Annotated in this window: 17 protein-coding genes and 2 pseudogenes; 4 read left to right on the top strand and 15 right to left on the bottom strand. The window is 74.4% G+C overall.

The annotated features are described in order from the left end of the window. Positions 1-14: 14 nt before the first annotated feature. Positions 15-1,679, bottom strand: coding sequence for a sulfatase (locus tag AB0G35_RS06360; RefSeq protein ID WP_360944631.1), 1,665 nt, complete (start codon positions 1,677-1,679; stop codon positions 15-17). Positions 1,680-1,991: 312 nt separating this feature from the next. Between AB0G35_RS06360 and AB0G35_RS06355 the strand changes: the two genes are divergently transcribed. Beyond that, a complete protein-coding gene (locus tag AB0G35_RS06355; protein ID WP_360944536.1) occupies positions 1,992-3,068 on the top strand; it encodes a S1 family peptidase in 1,077 nt (358 codons plus the stop codon). 178 nt (positions 3,069-3,246) lie between these two features. Here AB0G35_RS06355 and AB0G35_RS06350 read toward each other — a convergent pair whose 3' ends face one another. Both AB0G35_RS06350 and AB0G35_RS06345 read right to left on the bottom strand, forming a co-directional pair. After that, positions 3,247-5,328 (bottom strand): catalase, encoded by a 2,082-nt coding sequence (locus tag AB0G35_RS06350; RefSeq protein WP_360944533.1) that lies wholly within the window; start codon positions 5,326-5,328, stop codon positions 3,247-3,249. Next, on the bottom strand, positions 5,328-5,876 hold the full coding sequence (locus AB0G35_RS06345; RefSeq protein WP_360944530.1) for a type 1 glutamine amidotransferase domain-containing protein: 549 nt from the start codon (positions 5,874-5,876) through the stop codon (positions 5,328-5,330). Before AB0G35_RS06345 ends, AB0G35_RS06350 begins: the two co-directional genes overlap by 1 nt. Positions 5,877-6,357: 481 nt before the next feature. Here AB0G35_RS06345 and AB0G35_RS06340 point away from each other — a divergent pair, with 481 nt between their 5' ends. Both AB0G35_RS06340 and AB0G35_RS06335 read left to right on the top strand, forming a co-directional pair. After that, on the top strand, positions 6,358-7,329 hold the full coding sequence (locus AB0G35_RS06340; RefSeq protein ID WP_360944527.1) for an SDR family NAD(P)-dependent oxidoreductase: 972 nt from the start codon (positions 6,358-6,360) through the stop codon (positions 7,327-7,329). 150 nt (positions 7,330-7,479) lie between these two features. Then, positions 7,480-7,719, top strand: a complete 240-nt coding sequence (locus AB0G35_RS06335; RefSeq protein WP_360944524.1) for a DUF5133 domain-containing protein — start codon at positions 7,480-7,482, stop codon at positions 7,717-7,719. Positions 7,720-7,837: 118 nt separating this feature from the next. Here the strand turns inward: AB0G35_RS06335 and AB0G35_RS06330 are convergent. From AB0G35_RS06330 to AB0G35_RS06315, 4 genes are all read right to left on the bottom strand, one after another. Beyond that, positions 7,838-8,727 (bottom strand): IS5 family transposase gene (locus AB0G35_RS06330; protein WP_360944521.1). Its coding sequence is split into 2 segments (ribosomal slippage): positions 7,838-8,373 and positions 8,373-8,727, totalling 891 coding nucleotides; the frame shifts between segments, so codons are not numbered across the junction. Between the two features lie 376 nt (positions 8,728-9,103). Next, a complete protein-coding gene (locus AB0G35_RS06325) occupies positions 9,104-9,325 on the bottom strand; it encodes a hypothetical protein (RefSeq protein ID WP_360944518.1) in 222 nt (73 codons plus the stop codon). 73 nt (positions 9,326-9,398) lie between these two features. Then, positions 9,399-10,613, bottom strand: a complete 1,215-nt coding sequence (locus tag AB0G35_RS06320) for an aromatic acid exporter family protein (RefSeq protein WP_360944515.1) — start codon at positions 10,611-10,613, stop codon at positions 9,399-9,401. An 87-nt stretch (positions 10,614-10,700) separates the two neighbouring features. Next, positions 10,701-11,984, bottom strand: coding sequence for an alpha/beta hydrolase (locus AB0G35_RS06315; protein ID WP_360944512.1), 1,284 nt, complete (start codon positions 11,982-11,984; stop codon positions 10,701-10,703). A 132-nt stretch (positions 11,985-12,116) separates the two neighbouring features. Between AB0G35_RS06315 and AB0G35_RS06310 the strand changes: the two genes are divergently transcribed. Then, a complete protein-coding gene (locus AB0G35_RS06310) occupies positions 12,117-13,121 on the top strand; it encodes a winged helix-turn-helix domain-containing protein (RefSeq protein ID WP_360944508.1) in 1,005 nt (334 codons plus the stop codon). Here AB0G35_RS06310 and AB0G35_RS06305 read toward each other — a convergent pair. The 8 genes and pseudogenes from AB0G35_RS06305 to AB0G35_RS06270 form a co-directional block, all read right to left on the bottom strand. Then, positions 13,118-13,330, bottom strand: coding sequence for a hypothetical protein (locus AB0G35_RS06305; RefSeq protein ID WP_360944634.1), 213 nt, complete (start codon positions 13,328-13,330; stop codon positions 13,118-13,120). The two genes, AB0G35_RS06310 and AB0G35_RS06305, sit on opposite strands and share 4 nt — an antisense overlap. A gap of 23 nt (positions 13,331-13,353) precedes the next feature. After that, positions 13,354-13,527: pseudogene (locus AB0G35_RS06300) on the bottom strand (phosphoheptose isomerase); the annotation flags it as partial. A gap of 31 nt (positions 13,528-13,558) precedes the next feature. Beyond that, on the bottom strand, positions 13,559-14,797 hold the full coding sequence (locus AB0G35_RS06295) for a glycosyltransferase (RefSeq protein ID WP_360944505.1): 1,239 nt from the start codon (positions 14,795-14,797) through the stop codon (positions 13,559-13,561). Next, the gene (locus tag AB0G35_RS06290) at positions 14,794-15,759 is read right to left on the bottom strand and encodes a glycosyltransferase (protein ID WP_360944502.1); all 966 of its coding nucleotides are present in this window, start codon (positions 15,757-15,759) and stop codon (positions 14,794-14,796) included. Before AB0G35_RS06290 ends, AB0G35_RS06295 begins: the two co-directional genes overlap by 4 nt. Continuing rightward, positions 15,756-16,265: pseudogene (locus AB0G35_RS06285) on the bottom strand (glycosyltransferase family 9 protein); the annotation flags it as partial. The gene AB0G35_RS06290 and the pseudogene AB0G35_RS06285, both read right to left, overlap by 4 nt. 65 nt (positions 16,266-16,330) lie before the next feature. Further along, positions 16,331-16,552 carry a hypothetical protein gene (locus tag AB0G35_RS06280; protein ID WP_360944499.1) on the bottom strand — a complete coding sequence of 74 codons (222 nt, stop codon included), beginning with the start codon at positions 16,550-16,552 and terminating at the stop codon, positions 16,331-16,333. Beyond that, positions 16,549-17,613, bottom strand: coding sequence for a glycosyltransferase (locus AB0G35_RS06275; protein ID WP_360944496.1), 1,065 nt, complete (start codon positions 17,611-17,613; stop codon positions 16,549-16,551). The genes AB0G35_RS06280 and AB0G35_RS06275 overlap by 4 nt, the downstream gene beginning before the upstream one ends. Beyond that, positions 17,610-19,289 carry a carbamoyltransferase C-terminal domain-containing protein gene (locus AB0G35_RS06270; protein ID WP_360944493.1) on the bottom strand — a complete coding sequence of 560 codons (1,680 nt, stop codon included), beginning with the start codon at positions 19,287-19,289 and terminating at the stop codon, positions 17,610-17,612. The genes AB0G35_RS06275 and AB0G35_RS06270 overlap by 4 nt, the downstream gene beginning before the upstream one ends. Positions 19,290-19,348: the final 59 nt, after the last annotated feature.

Raw genomic sequence — 19,348 nt, 5'->3', positions numbered from 1 at the left:
CGCTCGGTCACGGCTCACTCCGCCCGCTTCCGCGCGGAGCCGGGCCGGGGCCCGTAGGCGGTCAGGAAGCGGTCGCGGAAGGTGTCCATCCGCCAGACCGGGGTCCTGGGGCCGGGCCGGAGGCCGGGCTGCCAGCCCCAGTCGGAGATCCGGCGCAGTACGTCCGGGTCATGGGCGACGATCGCCACCGGTACGTCCCGGCCGGCGTGCTGGCCGGTGACGGTGGGGACCGGCTGGTGGTCGCCGAGGAAGACCAGCACGGTGTTCTTCCGGCCGTACTTCTCGACGTACGAGAGCAGGCTGTGCAGCGAGTACTGGATGGCCCGGCCGTACTCGGTGCGGACCCGGGTGGCGTCCTGCCACACGTCCTTGGGGTCCTTGCCGGCCTCCTTGACGGCGCGGTAGACCGAGCCGTCGCCGACCCGGCCCCAGCCGAGCATCTTGGGCAGCGGCGCCCAGGGGTTGTGGCTGGAGGTCAGGATGATCTCCGACATCAGCGGCTTGCCGCCCCGCTTCCCGTGCTGCAGCCGCTCGAAGGCGGACAGGCTGTACTGGTCCGGCATGCGCGACCAGCTGAACTGGGGGCCCTTGTAGCCGAGGGTGCGGGAGTCGTAGACGGTGTCGAGGCCGTAGAAGCGGGCCTCCGGCCAGGACCGGCTGACGCCCGGCATGATGCCGACCGTCCGCCAGGCGCCGGTCCGCCGGAAGGCGCGGGTCAGGCTCAGCCGGTCGCTGGAGGTGACGGTGCGGTAGCGCTGCTGGTTGTTGATCCACAGGCCGGACAGGAAGGTGGAGTGCGCCAGCCAGCTGCCGCCGCCCGCCGTCGAGGAGGTGAGCCAGCCGCTCCGGGCGGTGAAGCCGGCCCGCCGCAGCTGCGCGGTCCCCTCCGCCAGCACCTTGTCGACGCCGGGGCCTATCAGCGGGTCGGCGATCGCGGTGCGGCCGTAGCTCTCGATGAAGGTGAAGATGACGTCCTTGCCGCGCAGTCCGGTCAGCAGCCGGTCGGACGGTGTGTGCTCGAACGGGTCGGTGGCCGCTTCCTTTGCGAAGACCCGCTCGTCCGCCAGGCTCGTCCGGACCTGCTGGGCACGGTCGTCGAGGTGTTCGGCGGTGGTGCGGGAGGCGAGCGGCGCCCCGGCGAGCTGGAGGCCGAGCGCCGCGCTGACGAGCCAGGCGGTCCCGAGGACGAGGGTGCCGCGGGTCGCCAGGGAGCCGTGCCGGACCAGGACGTGGCTCAGCCGGAGCACGGCCAGCGCCATGAGCACGGGCAGGGCGAGCGCGAGGAGCACGGCCCCGATGACTGCGGCGATCGCGCCGGTCCGGCCGGCCGAGTCGTCGAGGAACGACGCGGCGTCACCGAACAGCCCCCAGTCCAGCACCGGGTCGAACGGCCTGACCAGCACCGCGCGGAAGCCCATGTTGAGGAGGTCGAGCAGGGTCATCAGGCCGAGGCCCGCCCCGGCGACCACCGCGACGACCCGCCGGGGCCTCGGCGGCAGCAGGAGCAGCAGTGCGGCCCCGGCGATCCCCTCCACCGGGATCCGGGCGAAGGCACCGGGCGTCAGGCGGAGCAGGTCGTCCGGCAGGACGAGTGCGCCGAACACGAGCACGGCGGCGAGGACGGAGGTGACGGCCCGCCACCGGCGCCGGTTCGTCCCTCTGGCCAGGAGCTGACGCAGCTGCGTGATGAGCGGCACCCGAAGGTCCTTCCGTACGAGCGGACTGGTGGGGCGGCGGTCCGGCCGGCAGGAGGCCGGACCGTCGTCGTCCGTCTGTACGGCCCGGCGGCGCGCTCCGTTCACCCGGCCGTACAGGTGATTCCTGGAGAAGTGCGGGCGGCCGGAGGCGGTGCACGGGCAGGGAGAGTAGACATCCCCGCGCCGCCTCGCCCGGCCCTTCGGCCCCGCCCGTGGCGCCAGTAGCCCTTGAGGCGTGCGCACGACCACGACGGAGCCCCGCTGCTGGCCCGCTCCCCAGCGAGAGGTTTTGTGTTGAAGCATCCGCGCGTACCCACGCCTCGTTCCCTCCTCGCCGGTGCCGCTGTGGTGACCCTGGCCCTCACCCCGCTGCTCGCCCTGCCGAGCGCCCGGGCCCGCACCGCCCGGGCCCCCGGCCCCCCGGCGGCCGTCGCCGCCGCCGAGCGTGCGGTGGCCATCAGCTCCTCGCTCGGTCCGGCCGGGGCGGGTTCCTACTACGACCCCGACCGCCGCAAGCTGGTGGTGAACGTGACGACCGAGGAGGCGGCCGGCAAGGTCCGGGCGGCCGGCGCCGAGCCGAGGATCGTCCAGCACTCCCTCGCGTCGCTGGACGCGGCCCGGGCGGCCCTCAAGGAGCACGCCTCGATCCCCGGGACGTCCTGGGCCATGGACCCGAAGATCAACAAGGTGGTCGTCACCGCCGACCGCACCGTCCGGGGGGAGGACCTGGAGCAGCTGAAGTCGGTCGCCGGCCCGCTCGGTGACCGGGTGGTCGTCCAGCTGTCGCCGGACACGATCGAGCCGCTGATCGCCGGCGGGGACGCCATCTGGGACAGCGCGGCGCGCTGTTCGATCGGCTTCAACGTCACCAAGGGCGGGCAGCCGTACTTCCTGACGGCCGGCCACTGCACGCACGCGGTGCCGAGCTGGTCCGCCGCCCTGGGAGGTCCCCCGATCGCGGTGTCGGAGGCGGGGAACTTCCCCGGTGACGACTTCGGGCTCGCGCGGTACACCGCGGCCGTGGCGCACCCGAGCGAGGTGGACCTCTTCAGCGGCGGGGCGCAGCACATCGGCAGGGCCGCCGACCCGATCGTGGGCCAGAAGGTGCGGCGCAGCGGCAGTACCACCCATGTGCACGACGGGGAGGTCACCGCGCTGAACGTGACGGCCAACTACCAGGAGGGGACCGTCGAGGGACTGATCCAGACCTCGCTCTGCGCGGAGGCCGGTGACAGCGGCGGTCCGCTCTTCGAGGGGGACACCGCGCTCGGGCTGACCTCGGGCGGCCGCGGCACCTGCGCCGCGGGCGGGGTGAGCCTCTACCAGCCGGTGACCGAGGCGCTGGCGAAGACGGGATCGCGGGTCGGCTGACACGGCGTCGTCCCGGCGGCCGGGCGGCCGCCGGGACGAGGTGGCGGGACGGGGTGCCGGGTCGGATCTCCCGTGCGGGGTCGGATCTCCCGTGCCGGCTCGGAAGGCCCCCTGCCGGCTCGGAACTCCCGCTGCCGGCTCAGGACTTCCGCTGCCGGCTCAGATTCTCGCCGGCGGGTCAGATCTTCGCCGGCGGGCGGTGCCAGTGCCGGTGGGCGGCGGTGGCCTCCGCGAACGCCCGGGCGAAGGCCTCACCGTTCACGGCGGCGGTCACCACACCTTGATCGCTCACCGGTTCCGCACCACCGGAGGCGGTGCGCACCTGGTCGGGCAGCAGTTTCTTCAGCACCTCGATCCCGGAGCCCAGGGCGCCGATGGCCTTGCCGTGCCGGTAGGCGTCGAGCACGAAGCGCCGGGCGGCGCCGTCGGCCGCGGTGTCGCCGGCCCCGAGGCCGCCGTCGGGCAGCACCACCGCGTCGTAGAGGACGGAGGCCACGGTCGGCAGCGCCCGGTCCGCCGAGAGGCTGCCGGCGGCGCCGGAGACCTCCCCGTCCTGGGGTGCCAGGGCCTCGACGAAGGCGCCCTGCTCCCCCAACGTCTGCTTCAGGCCACTGACTTGCCGTGCGTCCACGCCGTCCTGGACCAGGACCGCGATCTGCCGGGTGCGGACGGAGCCGTCGCCCTTGAGGTTCTCCAAGCTCAGCGCGGGGGACGGGGTGGGCCGCGGGGCCTCGGTGGCCTCCGGTGCGGGGACGCCGATGCCCTCGGCGACCTTGGTGGCCAGGGTGTGGTCGATGTGCGCGAGCTCGCCGACCGTGCGTTCGCGGACTTCCTTGGCGTTGACCTTGCCCAGTTCGAAGCGGAACGCCTCGATGATGTGCTGCTGTTCCCAGTCGGCCATGCTGTGCCAGAACAGCGCCGCCTGGGTGTAGTGGTCGGTGAAGCTGGGGCTCCGCCTGCGGATCTTCTGCCCGTCGACCCGCTCCGTCAGATGCCGGAAGGCGGTTTCGTCGGCTCCGGCCACGACCGGGCAGCCGCCGCCGAGGGAGTTCGGCGAGTAGCTGGTGCCCTGGTGGATCCGGCTCTGGTGGTAGCCGTCGCGCTGGTTGTTGCGGACCGGGGCGAGGGGCCGGTTGACCGGCAGCTGCGGGAAGTTGGGCCCGCCCAGCCGGATGAGCTGGGTGTCGAGGTACGAGAAGTTACGGGCCTGCAGGAGCGGGTCGTTGGTGAAGTCGATGCCCGGCACGACGTTCGCGGTGTGGAAGGCGACCTGCTCGGTCTCCGCGAAGAAGTTGTCGGGATTGCGGTTGAGCACCATCCGGCCGATGGGCCGCACCGGCACCAGCTCTTCGGGGATGATTTTGGTGGCGTCGAGGAGGTCGAAGTCGAAGGAGTGCTCGTCCTCCTCCGGAACGAGCTGGACGCCGAGTTCGTATTCCGGGTATTCACCGGCCTCGATCATGTCCCAGAGGTCGCGGCGGTTGTAGTCCGGGTCGCGGCCCATCGTTTCCTGGGCCTCGTCCCATACCAGCGAGTGCACCCCGAGCTTGGGCTTCCAGTGGAATTTCACGAACGTGCCCTTGCCCTCCGCGTTCACGAAGCGGAAGGTGTGCACGCCGAAGCCCTGCATCATCCGGTAACTGCGCGGAATGGCCCGGTCCGACATCAGCCACATCATCATGTGGAGGGTCTCGGGCTGGAGCGAGACGAAGTCCCAGAGAGTGTCGTGCGCGGAGGCCCCGGTGGGAATCTCGTTGTGCGGCTCCATTTTCACCGCGTGCACGAAGTCCGGGAACTTGATGCCGTCCTGGATGAAGAAGACCGGCATGTTGTTGCCGACCAGGTCGTAATTGCCTTCCGAGGTGTAGAACTTCGTGGCGAATCCACGGACGTCCCGCACGGTGTCCGCCGAGCCGCGCGGGCCCTGGACCGTGGAGAAGCGGACGAACACCGGGGTCCGCACGCCCGGGTCCTGCAGGAACGCGGCCCGGGTGAACTCCGCGCAGGACTCGTACGGCTGGAAGTAGCCGTAGGCGCCGGCGCCCCGGGCGTGCACCACCCGCTCCGGGATCCGCTCGTGGTCGAAGCGGGTGAGCTTCTCCCGGAAGTGGAAGTCCTCCATCAGCGTCGGGCCGCGTTCACCGGCCTGGAGCGAATCGTCGGTGTGGTCGACGGTCACGCCCTGGTCGGTGGTCAGCGGACCGGCGGCCGGATCGTCCGCGAAATGCGCGCGGCGCTGCTCCTGTTTCTCGTCCGCCATCAGGCCGCCCTTCCGGCCTGGGCGAATTCGGTGACGAAGGTGGCGCAGAAGGCCTTCAGGTCGCCCGGCTTCCGGCTGGTGATCAGGGTGTTGTTGCCCGCCGTGCAGACCTTGACCTGTTCGTCCACCCAGGTGCCGCCGGCATTGCGGATATCGGTCTGCAGACTGGGCCAGGACGTCAGGGTGCGTCCCCGTACCACATCGGCCTCGACCAGTGTCCACGGTGCGTGGCAGATGGCCGCCACCGGCCTGCCCCGGTCGAAGAAGCTCTTCACGAAGGCGACCGCCTTCTTGTCCATCCGCAGCGCATCCGGATTGGCGACGCCGCCCGGCAGGACCAGCCCGCCGTAATCCGACACGTCGGCCGCGTCCACCGTCCGGTCCACCGGAAAGGTGTCGGCCATGTCCAGGTGGTGGTACGCCTGGATGCGGCCGGGCTTGGTGGACACCAGATGCGGAACGTCCCCCGAATCAAGAACCGCCTGCCAGGGTTCGGTCAGTTCGGCCTGCTCCACACCCTCGGGCGCTACCAGAAAAGCAATCTGCATGATCCGTGGTTCCTTTCTGCTGCGGTGCGTAAGGCCGCTGCCCTGCGTGCCGGTCGAGCTGGCTCGTCGGCGAAAGGCGCGGTGCGGCGGGAGCCGGGGTCGCGCGCCATGACGGATTCCCGGTGCGCCCGGCCGCTCATGCCGGTTCCGCCGCGATTACGCCGGATGCGTCCCGCGGTAACCGAACGGCTCGCGGCCGCCGACCGGCCGGCCCGCCCGGCCCCTGATCCGGGTGCCCTGGGTGCGGCCGGTGAAACGGGGTGGCGTGGCCGCCGCGGCCACCGCCCGGCGCACATGCGCACCGGAACTCCTCCGGGTAGCGTCGGAGGGGCGACGCCGTACGGGCCGCCCCGCGATGCGCCAGGTCCCGCCGCGTCCGACGCCACAGGAAGGGCTCTTCGACGCCGCCGCACACGGCGCCGGGAGCCGGCGCCAGGAGCCCTCGTCGTCACCGGCAACGGGCTCGACGAAAGGGCTCCGCATGCGAGTGTTGCCGGCCGCTCCCTCCATCGAAGGTCTCACCGCCGTGGTCACCGGCGGCTCGCGCGGACTGGGTCTGCTCATGGCCCGTCAGCTGCTGCGCCGTGACTGCGACGTGGTGCTGCTGGCACGGGACCGGGCCGAACTGGACCGGGCGGTCGGCAAACTCGGCCGGCCGGGCGGCGGTGCGGTGCGCGGTGTGGTGTGCGACGTGCGCGACGGCGGTGCGGTCGAGGAACGGTTCACCGAGATCGCGCGGGCCAACGGCCGGCTGGACATCGTCATCGCCAACGCCGGCATCATCCAGGTCGGCCCGGCCGAAGCCCTCGGCGTGGAAGGGTTCCGGGACGCCATGGACTCCATCTTCCACGGGGCCCTGAACACCGCGTTCGCCGCCCTGCCGTACCTCAGGCGCAGTCCGGCGGGCGGCCGGCTGGCGCTCGTCGGGTCGGTCGGCGGGCTGCTGGCGGTGCCGCACCTGCTGCCGTACTCGTGCGCCAAGGCGGCGGTGGCCTCGCTGGCCGAGGGCCTGCACGCGGAGGAGGCCGCGTACGGGGTCACCGTGACCGGGGTGCATCCCGGCCTGATGCGGACCGGATCGCATCTGCACGCGCGGTTCGGCGGCGACCGGCGCCGGGAGTACGCCTGGTTCCAGGCGCTGGCCGGCGCACCCCTGCTGTCGATGAGCGCCGAGCGGGCGGCGGAGCGCATCGTGTCCGCGGTGCAGCGGCGGCGGCCGCGGGTCGTGCTCACCCCGGCGGCCAAACTGGGCGCCGCGGCGCACGGCGTGGCGCCGGTGCTCACCACCCGGCTGGTGTCGGCGGTGAGCCGGGTGCTGCCCCGCGACGGCGGTCCCGGTACGGCCGAGGGCTACCGGATCGAGGCGGAGGAGCAGCCGCCGGCCCGTCGGCTGCGCAAGGCGCTGGGCGTGCTCAACGAACGGGCGGCCGGCCGCTTCAACCAGCGGGGCTGACGCGTCGGCGGGCCAGGTACCGACCGCGGCGGGCCAGGCACCCGGTCCCGACCGCGGCGGGCCGTGCGGACCACGGCGGGCCGGGTGTAGACCGTCGGCGGCCGGGCACGAGCGGCCGTGAAGCCGGACGCGCGACGGAAGGAGACCACCGTGCTGTTGGCCCACCCCGCGGCGCTGCAGGGCCTCACCGACGAGTACCGGACGCTGGAGCTGCTGCACGCGGACCGCGGCAGCGAGGAGATGCGGCAGCGGATGGACGACCTCGCGTACACGGCGTACACGCTGTGCACCTCCACCGGTACCCGCGACGTGGACGCGGCCCTGATCGCCGCCACCCACCGCCTTCCGGGCGCCCGCGTCACGGACGATTCACTGCTCGCCGGCGCCTGAGCCGGCCCGCTGTCACCTGTTCACCCGCTGTCGGGGAGCCGGGCAGGCCGGACCCGCCGGGCCGCCGCCCGGGGTGACGCGATCGCTTGGTGTCCCCTAGGGCCTGTCTGACAAATGATCATCTGACGGGTTCGCGAAGCCACAGGATTAGGGCTGCCAGGACGATTCCAGCCTTGTAGCGGTCGGCGAGCTTGTCGAACCTGGTGGCGATCGCACGGAACTGCTTGAGGCGGGCGAAGCATCGCTCGACCACGTTGCGGTCGCGGTAGATGTCCTTGTCGAAGACGGGTGGGCGGCCGCCGTGAATGCCACGTCGCCGGCGGTTGGCCACCTGGTCCCGGCGCTCGGGGATCGTGGCAGCGATGCCCCGGCTCCGCAGCAAGTGGCGGATCGCCCTGCTGGAATACGCCTTATCGCCCAGCACTCGCACCGGTGTCGTGCGGGGCCGGCCGGTGGTGGCACGCGGGACGCGAATCCCGTCGAGTACCTGGCCGAACGCGGAGGCGTCGTTGGTGTTGCCGGGCGTGAGCACGATGGACAGCGGCAGGCCCCGACCATCGACGGCGAGGTGGACCTTGGTGGTCAGCCCGCCTCGGGACCGGCCGAGGGCCTGGCGCGCCTGCGAGGTGTCCGGATCTTCCAGTTCGTCCCCGTCGCCTGCCCCTTTTTGCGGGCGCCGGCCGCATGCTGGTGGGCCCGGTTGACCGTGGAATCGACGGCAACAGTCCACTCCACCCGGCCCACCGAGTCGTCGCGGACCTGAACGTGTTCCAGCAGCTCCGCCCAGGTCCCATCCGCTTCCCAGCGGGCGAATCGCTCGTAGACGGTCTGCCACGGTCCGTACCGCTCGGGCAGATCGCGCCACGGGGCCCCGGTCCGCAGCCGCCACAGCACCCCGTTGACCACCTGCTGGTGATCACGCCACGGACGACCACGCCCGTCCACCTGCGGCAACAGGGGCTCTATTCGCTCCCACGCCGCGTCCGTCAACTCACCTCGACCTGCCACAAGATCAATGATCAGAGTGCTCGTGCTCGGACTCCCGCGCGGGGTCCGTCACGAACCGGCTCAGCCGGTAGGTGGTCGGCAGCGCCAGGCGCCCGCACAGCGTGTCGATCCAGATCATCGGCCCGTCGACTCCTGCCTCTCGAAGACGACGCAACTGCGTACCCAGCTCTGCCCTGTCCCGAGTCTCAAAGAGCACTTCCCACCGTCCCACGTCCGGCGCGGTGCGAGCAGCCTGCCGCTGCCTCTCGGCCTCTTGTCGCCGCCTTCTCTTCCCCTGTCCTGGCACCAGCCCAGAGTCACTGGCCGACGTCAGGACCGCAAGGCAATTGGACCGAGCATGCACATTACTGCTCAGTGATCATTTGTCAGACAGCCCCTAGGCGTGCGGGTCCTCGTGGCCCCTGCTCTCGTGCGGCTTCAGCTTCTCCATGGCCTGCCTTGCCTTGCGGCGGGCCATTTCGGTGAGCTTCATGGGCCTGCCGCGGCCGGTCGCCGGCCGGGTCGCGCCGGGCTCGGGAGGCGGCGTGAGGGGGCCGGCCGCCGGTGGCGGGTTGCTCGGCTTGTCCCGGGGTTCCTCAGGGGTTCCGGCGTGGTCCATCTGGGCTCCCTCTTTCCTCTGCTCCCCGCGGCCGCAGGGGTGCCCCCGAGCAGGCCGCGCCCCTCCTCCTACTTCACCGCGAAGGGCCCTCGTCCGCGACCCGGGGCAGGGTGCGGAGGACGTCGGTGAGGTAGGAGAACTCCTGCTGCAGACGGGTCGCCTCGATGACGAGCACGCCGTAGGGGCGGCTCGGGTCGGCCAGCGGCAGTCCGTCCCGCGCGGCCTGCTCGGTGAGCGCACCGCGGCACTCCCGGGCCCGCTCCACCGCTTCGTCGAGTGCGCGGGCCTGGACGGCCACCAGGTCCTCGTCCAGCCCGCTCAGGAGCTGGGTGAGTGTCGAGAGGGCGGCCAGGAACTCCGCGTAGGCGCGCAGGAAGTCGCGGTGGTGGTAGCGGTCCTCGGCGTCCCGCCACCGGTCCAGGCTGCGCGTGAGCGAGGCGACGTGCTGCAGTGCGCGCTCCAGCGCCGCCAGCACCGAGCGGTAGCCCTCGAAGCCGGTCCGGCCGCGGTGCCGGCCCAGCAGCCGGCGCGGGTTGTAGTAGAGGCTCTCGCGCGCGGTGCGCAGTCCGGCCCTGGCCTGGTCGATCAGCTCTCCGGTCCGTTCCGCCCGGGTGCGCCACCGCCGGGTGGCTTCCTCGTCCAACTCGCCCCGCCGCAGGACCGGGTACATGTCGGCGAACAGGTCGTCGAGCGTGCGGGCCAGGGCGCGCAGCGCGTATTCGGCGCTGCGGTAGCGCATCGGCGGGACGAGTGTGACGTTCACCGCGAGGCCCACGGCGCAGCCGATGAGGACGAGCAGGACGATCTGTCCGAGCTGGGCGGCCCGGTCGAGGTCCGTGGTGGCGGAGGTGTAGGTCGCGAACGCGAAGAAGGCCGCGGTGGCGACCTGGTTGCCCTGGCTGCCCAGGGCCGGCCACCGGCCGAGGCTGAGGGCGATCAGCGCGACCAGGGCGAACGTGGCGAGCTGGGGCCCGCCGGCGAACCCCAGCGCCGCCTGCACCGCCACTCCGCTGACCACCGCGCCGATGTAGCGCAGCGACTGGCGCAGGGACTGATACACCGTCACCTGCATGATCAGTACCGCCGAGAACGGGGCGAAGGCCGGTGACCGGGCCTGCAGGAGCTGGTAGGAGATCAGCCAGGCGACGGTGGCGGCCACGGTGCTCTTCCCGATGAGGAACACCGTGTGCCGCTCGTGACCGTCGTAGGACCGGGCCCGCTGCCACCACGCCCCCGTGCGGGCGAGCCGGCCGCGTCCCGTCCTCCGCTCCCCCGGACCACCGGCCATGCCTGCAGCTCCTCTCCGCCGTCCGTCCCGAGCCTCTCCCGAAAGCCTGTACCCGGCCCGGGCCGGGACAGCCGTCCGGCCTGCCGGTCAGTGCGGCGGCAGGTGCCGGGCGAAGAACGTGCGGACCAGGTTGCGCACGGCGGGCACCGACCGGGCCGGGTCCAGCGGGCCGACCAGCGCGTTCCGGTCCCGGGCGGTCATCAGGCCGGCGGTCTGCAACTGCGGGGCGAAGGCGGCGTAGTCGGTGAAGACGGCGTGCGCGGTGTGCCGGATCTGCCGCCGGCGGGTGCGGCCGTGCGGGTGGGCGAGCAGCGCCGACCAGGACCGGTCCAGCTCCTTCCGGCCGGGGAACCCGTCGGTGCCGACGAGGAGCAGCGGCCGGTCCATGCCGTCCCGGGCCACCGGGAACAGCGGTCCGGGCCGGCCGGGCCGCCGGGAGGGGTGGTCCAGATGGCCCTCCAGGTTGACCGCGGCGCGCAGGCAGCGGTCGTCGTGGAGGGCCTGGGCGGCGGTGGTGCCGCCGGCCGAGTGGCCGTAGATGCCCGCCCGCCGGAGGTCCAGCGCGCGGCCGAGGTCCTCGGGCAGCGGGCGGCCGGCGGCATCGGGGTTCCGGCCGGCGGCCAGTTCCGCCAGCTGCGTGAGGACGAACCGGGTGTCGGCCAGCCTGGTGTCGATCATGGTGCGGAAGAGGTCCGGGTCCGTGCGGGGATCGCCCCGCAGGACGGTGGTGCGGACCGGGCTCGGGCGCTCGGGCGTGGTGGCCGGGAACTCGACCTCGCCGGCGTCGCCGGGGTGGTCGATGCTCACCACCACCCAGCCGTGGCTCGCCAGTTCTTCGGCGAGCCCGGTGCCCAGCGTGCGCGGGTCGCCGCCACCGGGGGTGTGGAGCAGTACGGGGCGCCGTACGGGCTGTGCGGGCGCGCCGGTGTGCGCATGAGTGCGGGTGGCCGCCCAGTCGACCCCGGACCCGGGCAGACCGGGGTGGAAGCGCGGATCGAGGCCGGCGAAGACCTCCGCGGCGGCCGGGGTCATCTGCGGCGCGACGGGGTGGCCGTGCACGGTCCGGGCCGGGTAGCGGACGGTGATCATGAGTTCCCTGCGGGTGAGACGGCGGTCCCACGGGTCGTGCCGGGCCGGATCGACGAGATACAGGGTGGTGACGCCGAGCGGATGCGGACCGGTCGGCGCCGGCAACCGCGGTACGACGGCCGGCCCGTGGTGCGGACGCCGTCCCCCGGGGTGGGCCCGGGCGGTACCGCAGCCGCCGGTGAGCAGCAGGGCGGCGCCCAGCGCGGCCGCCCCGGCGACCGCCCGCCGGCCCGGCCCGGCCCGCCGGCCGTCCCCGCCCCCTGCCCCGTTGCGTACGCTCACGATGCACTCCCCTTCCCGGGCACTTCCGCCGCGGCCCGTGCCGTGGCGTGCCGTCGCATGCTGGCGTCCGGCGGGGGGTGCCGGCCATGGTTGAGGGCCTGGCCGAAAGGATGGCGTCACCAGGGGGAATATGTGATCCGGATGCACTTCACGGCCGCCGATGTCGCCCGGGTCCGCTTCGCCTCCCGGGCGGCTCCGCTGCTGGAGCTGAACACGGCGCTGATGATGATGTGCCGCCGCGACGACGGGGTGCTGTTCGGCCGGTGGCGGCGCCGGGTGCTGCGGGCGCTGCCGGCCGCCGTGGAGCCCCTGGCGGACGTGGTCCCGGCGGGCCGGGCGCCGGTCTTCCTCGACGTTTTCGCCGACTCCCTCCGGGAGGGCCTGGAGACCGTCCGGTCGGCCCGGCCCGAGCTGGTCCGCGCCGAGATGGAGCGGGTGTACGCCGGGGTGCCCGGGCCGCCCCCGCCGTGGGTCCGCGGGCTGCACCAGGGGGACGCGGAGGCCTGGCGGGTGCTCGGCCGGGCCCAGCACGCGGCCTTCGAGACACTGCTGCGTCCCGTGTGGTCCCTGGTGCAGGACCTGCACCAGGCGGAGTTCACCCGGCACGCGCTGACCGTCGCCGAGCACGGGGTGGGTGCGGCGCTCGACGGGCTCGTCCCCGGGGCCCGGCTGTCGGGGGACGTCTGGGAGTGTCCGGCGCCGTTCGCCCGGGACGTCGTCCTGGACGGGCGCGGGGTGGTGCTGCTGCCCACCTTCCACTGGACCGGCCCGCCCCTGCTGGCCGATCTGCCCGGGCGCCCGCTGTACGTGACCTATCCGGCGGGCCCGGGGGTGCCGCTGGTGCCACCCGGCGGGTACGACGGGGCGGAGGCGCTGGCCGGGGTGCTGGGCCGGACCCGCGCGGCGATCCTGCGGGTGCTCGCCCGTGAGCACACCACCGGTGACCTCGCCCGTCGGCTGGGCATCAGCAACGCCACCGCCTCGGCCCACACCGCCGCGCTGCGCGGGGCCGGGCTGATCACCACGGTGCGGGCGGGGCGGACGGTGCTGCACCGGCGCACCGCGCTGGGCAGCCTGCTGGTGCGGCGGCAGGAGCAGCCGCCCCGCGGGAGTGTCTCCGGCTCGGACGGTCCCTAGGCGGCCGAGGGGCAGACGGTGGCGGCCGGGACGGGCCCGGACGTGGCGCGCCGACGTGACTGCAGGGCGCCGGCGCCGACCGCGCCGGCGATGATCAGGCCGCCGGCCACCAGGGCGCCGCGGGCGCCGGCCGGCTCCATCAGGAAGCCGAGCAGCGGCGGACCGACCAGGCCCCAGCCCGTGCTGGCGCTGCGCCAGGCGCCCAGCACCCGGCCGGGCAGGTGGGCCGGCGGCCGGGCCGGCCGTGGGCCGCGACCTGCCGGGCGAAGACCTGGTCGAAACCGTGGTCGTTGCCGGTCGCGGTGACGCTGGAGGTCTCCGCGTGCGGGGCGACGGCGGAGGAGGCGGGGCGTTGGTGCTGGTAGCGGCCGACCAGTTCGGCCGTCAGGTGCTGGGCCTGGGCCGCGCGGCCTCTCCCCAAGGTGGTTGACGGTGTGTCAGACGGCCTCCGTCACGCTGGACCGGTGCGCGAGCAGCCCGCGGTAAACGGTTTCGGTGGCCGCCGCGACGGTGTCCCATCCGTAGCGGGCCAGGACCCGGCGGCGGCCCGCGGCGCCGCAGGCGGCCCGGTGTTCGGGGTCGGCGAGGAGTTCACCGACGGCCCGGGCCAGTGCGCCGGGGTCGCCGGGCGGGACCAGCCGCCCCGAGACGGTGTCGACGACGGTGTCCATCTGGCCGCCGACCGCGGTGGCGACCACCGGGGTGCCGCAGGCCATGGCCTCCAGCGGCACGATCCCGAACGGTTCGTAGTCCGCCGGGCACAGCACCACGTCGGCGGCGCGCAGCAGCGGCGGGACGTCCTCGCACGGCACCCCGCCGGTGAAGCGGACCCGGTCGGCGACCCCGGCGGCCCGGGCGAGTGCGCGCAGCCGCCGGACCTCGGGGTCCCGGTCGAGTTCCGCGGCGGGCGGCCCGCCGACGATGACGAGGTGGGCGCCGGGCAGCCGGGACAGCGCGGAGACCGACAGCGCGATCCCCTTGCGGGGCACCAGCCGGCCGAGTTGCAGCAGCAGGTGGCGTGCCGGGCCGCGGTCGGCGACCGGCCCGTGCGGGCTGAACGCGGTGGCGTCCACACCGCACGGCACCACGCTGACCTTGCGGGACGGGATGCCCATCCGGGTCAGTTCGGTGACCTCGTCGCGGGAGGTGGCGATCACCTGGTCGCAGCCGTCGCCGACCTCGGCCTCGGAGGTGATGCGGCTGGCCGGGCTGGTGTCGCCGTCCTTCTGGTGGCGCCGCTTGACGGTGCCGAGCGCGTGGTAGGTGTGGGCCAGCGGCAGGTCCAGTTTCCGGGTGGCCTGCACGGCGGCGAGCCCGGACATCCAGTAGTGCGAGTGCACGACGTCCGGCGTCCGGAGTGCCCAGTCCTCGGCCAGCAGGCGGCCGAACTCCGGTAGGTACGGCAGGAGTTCGTCCTTGGGCACGTGGCAGGGCGGGCCGGCGGCGATGTGCCGGACGGTCACCCCCGGTCTCAGCACGACGTGGTCGGGTGGGTCGGGTGCGTCCCTGCGGGTGTACACGGTGACCCGGTGACCGCGGTCGGCGAGCGCACCGGCCAGCCGCGTCACGTGGACGTTCTGGCCTCCGGCGTCGACCCCGCCGAGGACCGCGAGCGGGCTGGCGTGCTCGGAGACCAGCGCGATGGACAGCCGGGGGGCGGTGCCGCGGGCGGTCATGCGAGTACCTCCGTGATCAGGCTTTCCCAGTCGTGCAGAAAGCGCTTGAGCCCGTACCGGCCGAGTGCGGCCTGCCGGGCCCGGGCGCCGTCCTCGGCGGCGGCTTCGGGTTCGGCCAGGTAGGTGCGGACGGCGCGGGCCAGGACCTCGGGCCGGTTGGAGAGCGTGCCGGCGCCGGGGGGCACCGCCTCCACGGCCGCCGTCGTCGCCAGCGCCACCACCGGCATTCCCAGGTGCATGGCCTCCAGCAGGGACAGGCCGAGCGAGGTCCAGCGCACGGGGTGGAGGTACACCCGCCGCTCGGCCATCGCGGTGTGCAGGTCCGCCTGCGGGAGTTCGACCGTGCGGCAGGCGTCCGGGAGGAGGCCGAGGTGGCCGGCGAGTCCCTGGGTGCGCATGCCGAAGACGTCGAGCGGGGCGGCCGCCGCCAGTGCGGGCAGCAGGTCGGTGCCGACGGTCCGGCCGCGGCGGACCGGCTCGTTGACGACGACGGCGGCCCGCGGGAGCCGGCCGGTGTAGCGGTGGCCGGGGTCGACGAGGCCGTGCTCGATCACGGCGGTTCGGGTCCGGCCGTTGTCCCAGAACAGCCGGTTGAAGTGGGTGACGTGCACCAGCACCAGGTCGTCGCGGTCGGCGTACGGGTGCCGGGTGTGCGGTACGTCGCCGTGCGGGGCGTTGTGCTCCAGGTAGACGGCGGGCAGGTCGCGGCCGGGGCGGCGGCCGCCGAGCCAGGACTCGGCCAGTTCCGCCTCGTGCGGCCGCTGCAGGACGACCAGGTCGACGGGGGTCTCCCGGAGCTGGGCGGGCGTCTTCTCCTGCACCGAGCCGGGCCAGGGGAAGGTACGGGACCGGCCCCGCCCGTCGGGTCCGCGGTCGGGGGTGACCGGCACCAGGTAGGTGTGCGGGCCCTGGACGAACGCCGTGGTCCAGGAGCCGTGCACGTGCCACAGCAGGATGTTCATACGGTCGCCCCTCGCTCGTCGTCGGTCGGTGTGCGGGGCGCGCCGGCCCCCGGCGCCCGGCCGTCCGCGCGGCCCGTTGCGGCCGGCACCGCCGCGTCCCGGCCGGTCGTCACCCCGGCCAGCGCGCCCAGCAGTTCGGCGTCCGAGACCCCGTCGAGGCAGGGGTGCCCGGGCACCGGGCAGCTCCGGGCGCGGCTGTCCGCGCAGGGCGCCTGCTGGTCGCCGCGCAGGACGTGCGGGACGCCGTAGGGGGGCCGCCGTTCGGCGGGGACCACCGGGGCGAAGAGGGAGACGACGGGGGTGCCCGCCGCGGCGGCCAGGGGTGCCGGGCCGGTGTTGCCGACGACCGCGGCCCGGGCTCCGGCGAGGACGCCGGCGAGCTGGTGCAGACCGGTGCGGCCGCCGAGGTCCCGTGCGCGGTCGCGGGCCACCGCGGCGGTCAGCCGGCGTGCGTCGGGCCCGCCGGTGACGTCGACGCGGTGGCCGGCCGCCGCGGCCCGTACGGCGGGGCCGGCGAGCAGCACGTCGCCGACGCTGTCCGGCCGGACGACGAGGGTGCGCGGTGCGGCGTTCATCGGGCCGCCTCCGCGCTGAGCGGGCGGCCCGGCAACTGCCGTACGGCGTCCGGGAGATCGGCCGCGCGGCAGGGTGCGCCGGCGATCTCTTCGGGGCGGGTGACGGGGGTCGGCACGAAGAGGACCGCGGCCGTCCGCGCCGGTGCGGATGCGGCGGGGTACGGTCCGCCGGCGTGGAGCCGGGGACCGCCGGGCCGCTCCGGGGCGTCCACGGTCACACCCGTTCCGGGGCGGGCCGGGCCGGGGGCTCGGGCGTGGGGTGGGCGCCGCCCCAGGGGTCCACCGGAGCGATGCGGCGGTGGCGGAGCAGGCCGCGCAGCCAGTGCGCGGTGGCGGCGGGCGGGATCAGGACGCTGGTCAGCGCCATCGTCCGGGTCTCCTCCCGGGTGCGCGGCCCGGGCGCGATCCTGGCCCAGGCGAACTCGGCGGTGCCGGCGAGCCACAGGGCGGCCAGGGCCGAGGCGGCGCGCCGTCTGCCGGCCGCGCCGCAGAGCACCGCGCCGGCGGCCGCCGCGGTCACCGCGAGGTGTCCGGGGAGCCGGCCGCGCGGGGCCCGGGCGCGGCGCCACCAGCCCCGGCCGTGCCGGCGGGTCATCAGGACGTCGTCGGCGTTGCCGGCCTGGAGCCGTACCGAGACCCAGCGGTCGGCGGGGCGGACCGGGTGGGTGGTGCGGCGGCGGCCCTCGGCCAGCGTCCAGCCGGTCGCCAGTACCCGCAGCGCCAGGTCCGCGTCCTCGCGGAAGGCGCGCCGGAAGCGTTCGTCGAAGCCGCCGACACATTCCAGGGCGGCCCGGCGGTAGGCCATGTCGGCGGTGATCCAGCGGGAGGTGGCCAGGGAAGCGGTGTTGCGTTCCCAGTCGGTGGGTTCGCGTCCGGACGGCAGCGGCACGTCGATCCGGCCCGAGACGCCGGCGGTGCGCGGGGTGGCGGCGGCGAGGTCGGCGGCCAGTTCCGCCGACCAGGCGGGGCCGGGGAGCACGTCGTCGTCGAGGAAGACGACCCAGGGGGTGCCGCCGGCCGCCCGCCAGCCGGTGTTGCGGGCGGCGGCCGGGCCGCGGGCGCAGCCGGGCACGGTCACGGTGCGGTCGCGCAGTTCCCGGGGGATGTCGGCGGGCAGCGGTGTGCAGTCGTCGAGGGGGCGGTCGTCGACGAGGATCACGCGGCGCGGCGGGGGGCCGTCGGCGGCGGCGAGCGCGGCCAGGCAGGCGGTCAGGCCGGGCCGGCCGAGCGTGGGGATCACGACGGTGTAGTCGGTGGACCGGTCGGCCGGGGCGGTCATCGGGCCCCCTCCGCCGCGTGCCGTGCGTCCTGCCCGGCGGCGAAGAGGTCCCGGCGGCGGACCGCGAACGGGCCGATGGCCAGCAGGTCGACGGGGGTGGACCCGAGGCACTCCAGGGCGTCGCGGGGGTCGTCGGCCATGGGCCGTCCGGCCGTGTTGAGGCTGGTGTTGGCCACGACGGGCAGACCGGTGAGCCGCTCGAACTCGGTCAGCAGCCGGGCGAGGCGCGGCTCGGCGGCCGGGTCGACGGTCTGGATCCGGGCGGTGCCGTCCACGTGGACCACGGCGGGGATGCGTGCCCGCCACTCGGGGGCCACCTCGTGGACGAACAGCATGTAGGGGCTGGGGAGTTGGCCGTCGAAGAGGTCCGCCGCGCGGTCGGCGAGCACCATGGGGGCGACCGGCCGGAACTGCTCGCGTCCCTTGACGTCGTTGAGCCGCTCCCGGTTGGCGAAGTGGCCGGGGTGGGCCAGCAGGGAGCGGTGTCCCAGGGCCCGCGGTCCGTATTCGGCGCGGCCCTGGAACCACGCGACGACGGCGTTGTCGGCGAGGGCCTCGGCGACGGTGCGGGCGATGTCGGCGGGGCGCTCGTAGGGGACGGCGGCGGTCCGGAGCCAGGTTTCGAGTTCGGCGTCGGTCCAGTCGCGGCCGAGGGCGGCGCCGGGCATGGGCAGCGGCTCCTCGCCCGCGTCGGCACCGATCAGCAGGGCGGAGCCGAGCGCGGTGCCGGCGTCACCGGCCGCCGGCTGGACCCAGACCCGGCCGAACGGGCCCTCCCGGGCGATCCGCGCATTGGCGACGCAGTTGAGGGCGACGCCGCCGGCGAGGGTCAGCACATCGTCGTGGGTGCGGCCGTGCAGCCAGCGGACCAGGTCCAGGAGGGTCTCCTCCAGGCAGGCCTGGGCGCTGGCGGCGAGGTCGGCGTGGTCCTGGTTCCAGGGCTCGTCCGGTCGGCGCGGGGCGCACAGTTCGTGCCAGGGGACGCCGGTGGCGTGGAAGCCGCCGTCGCCGGTCGGATGGATGTGGCGGCGGAGTTCGGCCAGCATCCGCGGCCTGCCGTAGGAGGCGAGGGCCATGACCTGGTGCTCGTCACAGGAGCGCAGGAAGCCGAGGTGCTCGGTCAGTTCCTCGTAGACCAGGCCCAGCGAATGCGGCAGTTCCTGGCCGTACAGCGGCTCCAGTTTTCCCTGGACGCGGTGGGCGGCCAGGTGGGAGGTGGCCTCGCCGCGGCCGTCGAGGACGAGGACGGAGGAGGTGTCGGCGTCCGGTGCGGCGAAGGCGCCGGAGGCGGCGTGCGCCATGTGGTGTGGGACGAACCGCACCGCGTCCGGGTCGAGGCCGGGCAGCGCCTGGGCGAGGAAGCCGGGTGCCTCGCGGGCGTAGGTCAGGCGCAGGTGGTCCCAGGGGTCGTGCAGGCCCATCTGTGCGGCGGGCCGGGCCAGTCGGGGGTCGAAGGAGTACGCGACCGCGTCGATGTCCTGGGGGCGCAGGCCGGCGTAGTCCAGGCACCAGCGGGCGGCCTGCTCGGGCAGTTCCCAGGCGGAGAAGGGCACCGGCCGTTTGCCGTGCTTGCGCCGGGAGAACCTCTCCTCTTCCGCGGCGGCCACCGTGATGCCGTCGATGACGAGTGCGGCGGCGGGGTCGTGGAAGAGTGCGTTGATTCCAAGGATGCGCATCACGATTCGCTGGCCTTTCCTCAGTCCGGGGGGCGGCGGTTCGGTCTTTGGTGCTTGGG

The sequence above is a fragment of the Streptomyces sp. NPDC021749 genome, from assembly GCF_040640655.1.
GTDB lineage: Bacteria > Actinomycetota > Actinomycetes > Streptomycetales > Streptomycetaceae > Streptomyces.
This window is presented reverse-complemented; position numbering and strand designations above follow the sequence as displayed.

Coding starts and splice junctions, on each gene's coding strand:
- AB0G35_RS06270 (WP_360944493.1), bottom strand. CDS start 19,289: ATGCGCATCCTTGGAATCAACGCACTCTTCCACGACCCCGCCGCCGCA.
- AB0G35_RS06345 (WP_360944530.1), bottom strand. CDS start 5,876: ATGCAGATTGCTTTTCTGGTAGCGCCCGAGGGTGTGGAGCAGGCCGAA.
- AB0G35_RS06275 (WP_360944496.1), bottom strand. CDS start 17,613: ATGACCGCCCCGGCCGACCGGTCCACCGACTACACCGTCGTGATCCCC.
- AB0G35_RS06325 (WP_360944518.1), bottom strand. CDS start 9,325: ATGGACCACGCCGGAACCCCTGAGGAACCCCGGGACAAGCCGAGCAAC.
- AB0G35_RS06290 (WP_360944502.1), bottom strand. CDS start 15,759: ATGAACATCCTGCTGTGGCACGTGCACGGCTCCTGGACCACGGCGTTC.
- AB0G35_RS06295 (WP_360944505.1), bottom strand. CDS start 14,797: ATGACCGCCCGCGGCACCGCCCCCCGGCTGTCCATCGCGCTGGTCTCC.
- AB0G35_RS06340 (WP_360944527.1), top strand. CDS start 6,358: ATGCGAGTGTTGCCGGCCGCTCCCTCCATCGAAGGTCTCACCGCCGTG.
- AB0G35_RS06350 (WP_360944533.1), bottom strand. CDS start 5,328: ATGGCGGACGAGAAACAGGAGCAGCGCCGCGCGCATTTCGCGGACGAT.
- AB0G35_RS06320 (WP_360944515.1), bottom strand. CDS start 10,613: ATGGCCGGTGGTCCGGGGGAGCGGAGGACGGGACGCGGCCGGCTCGCC.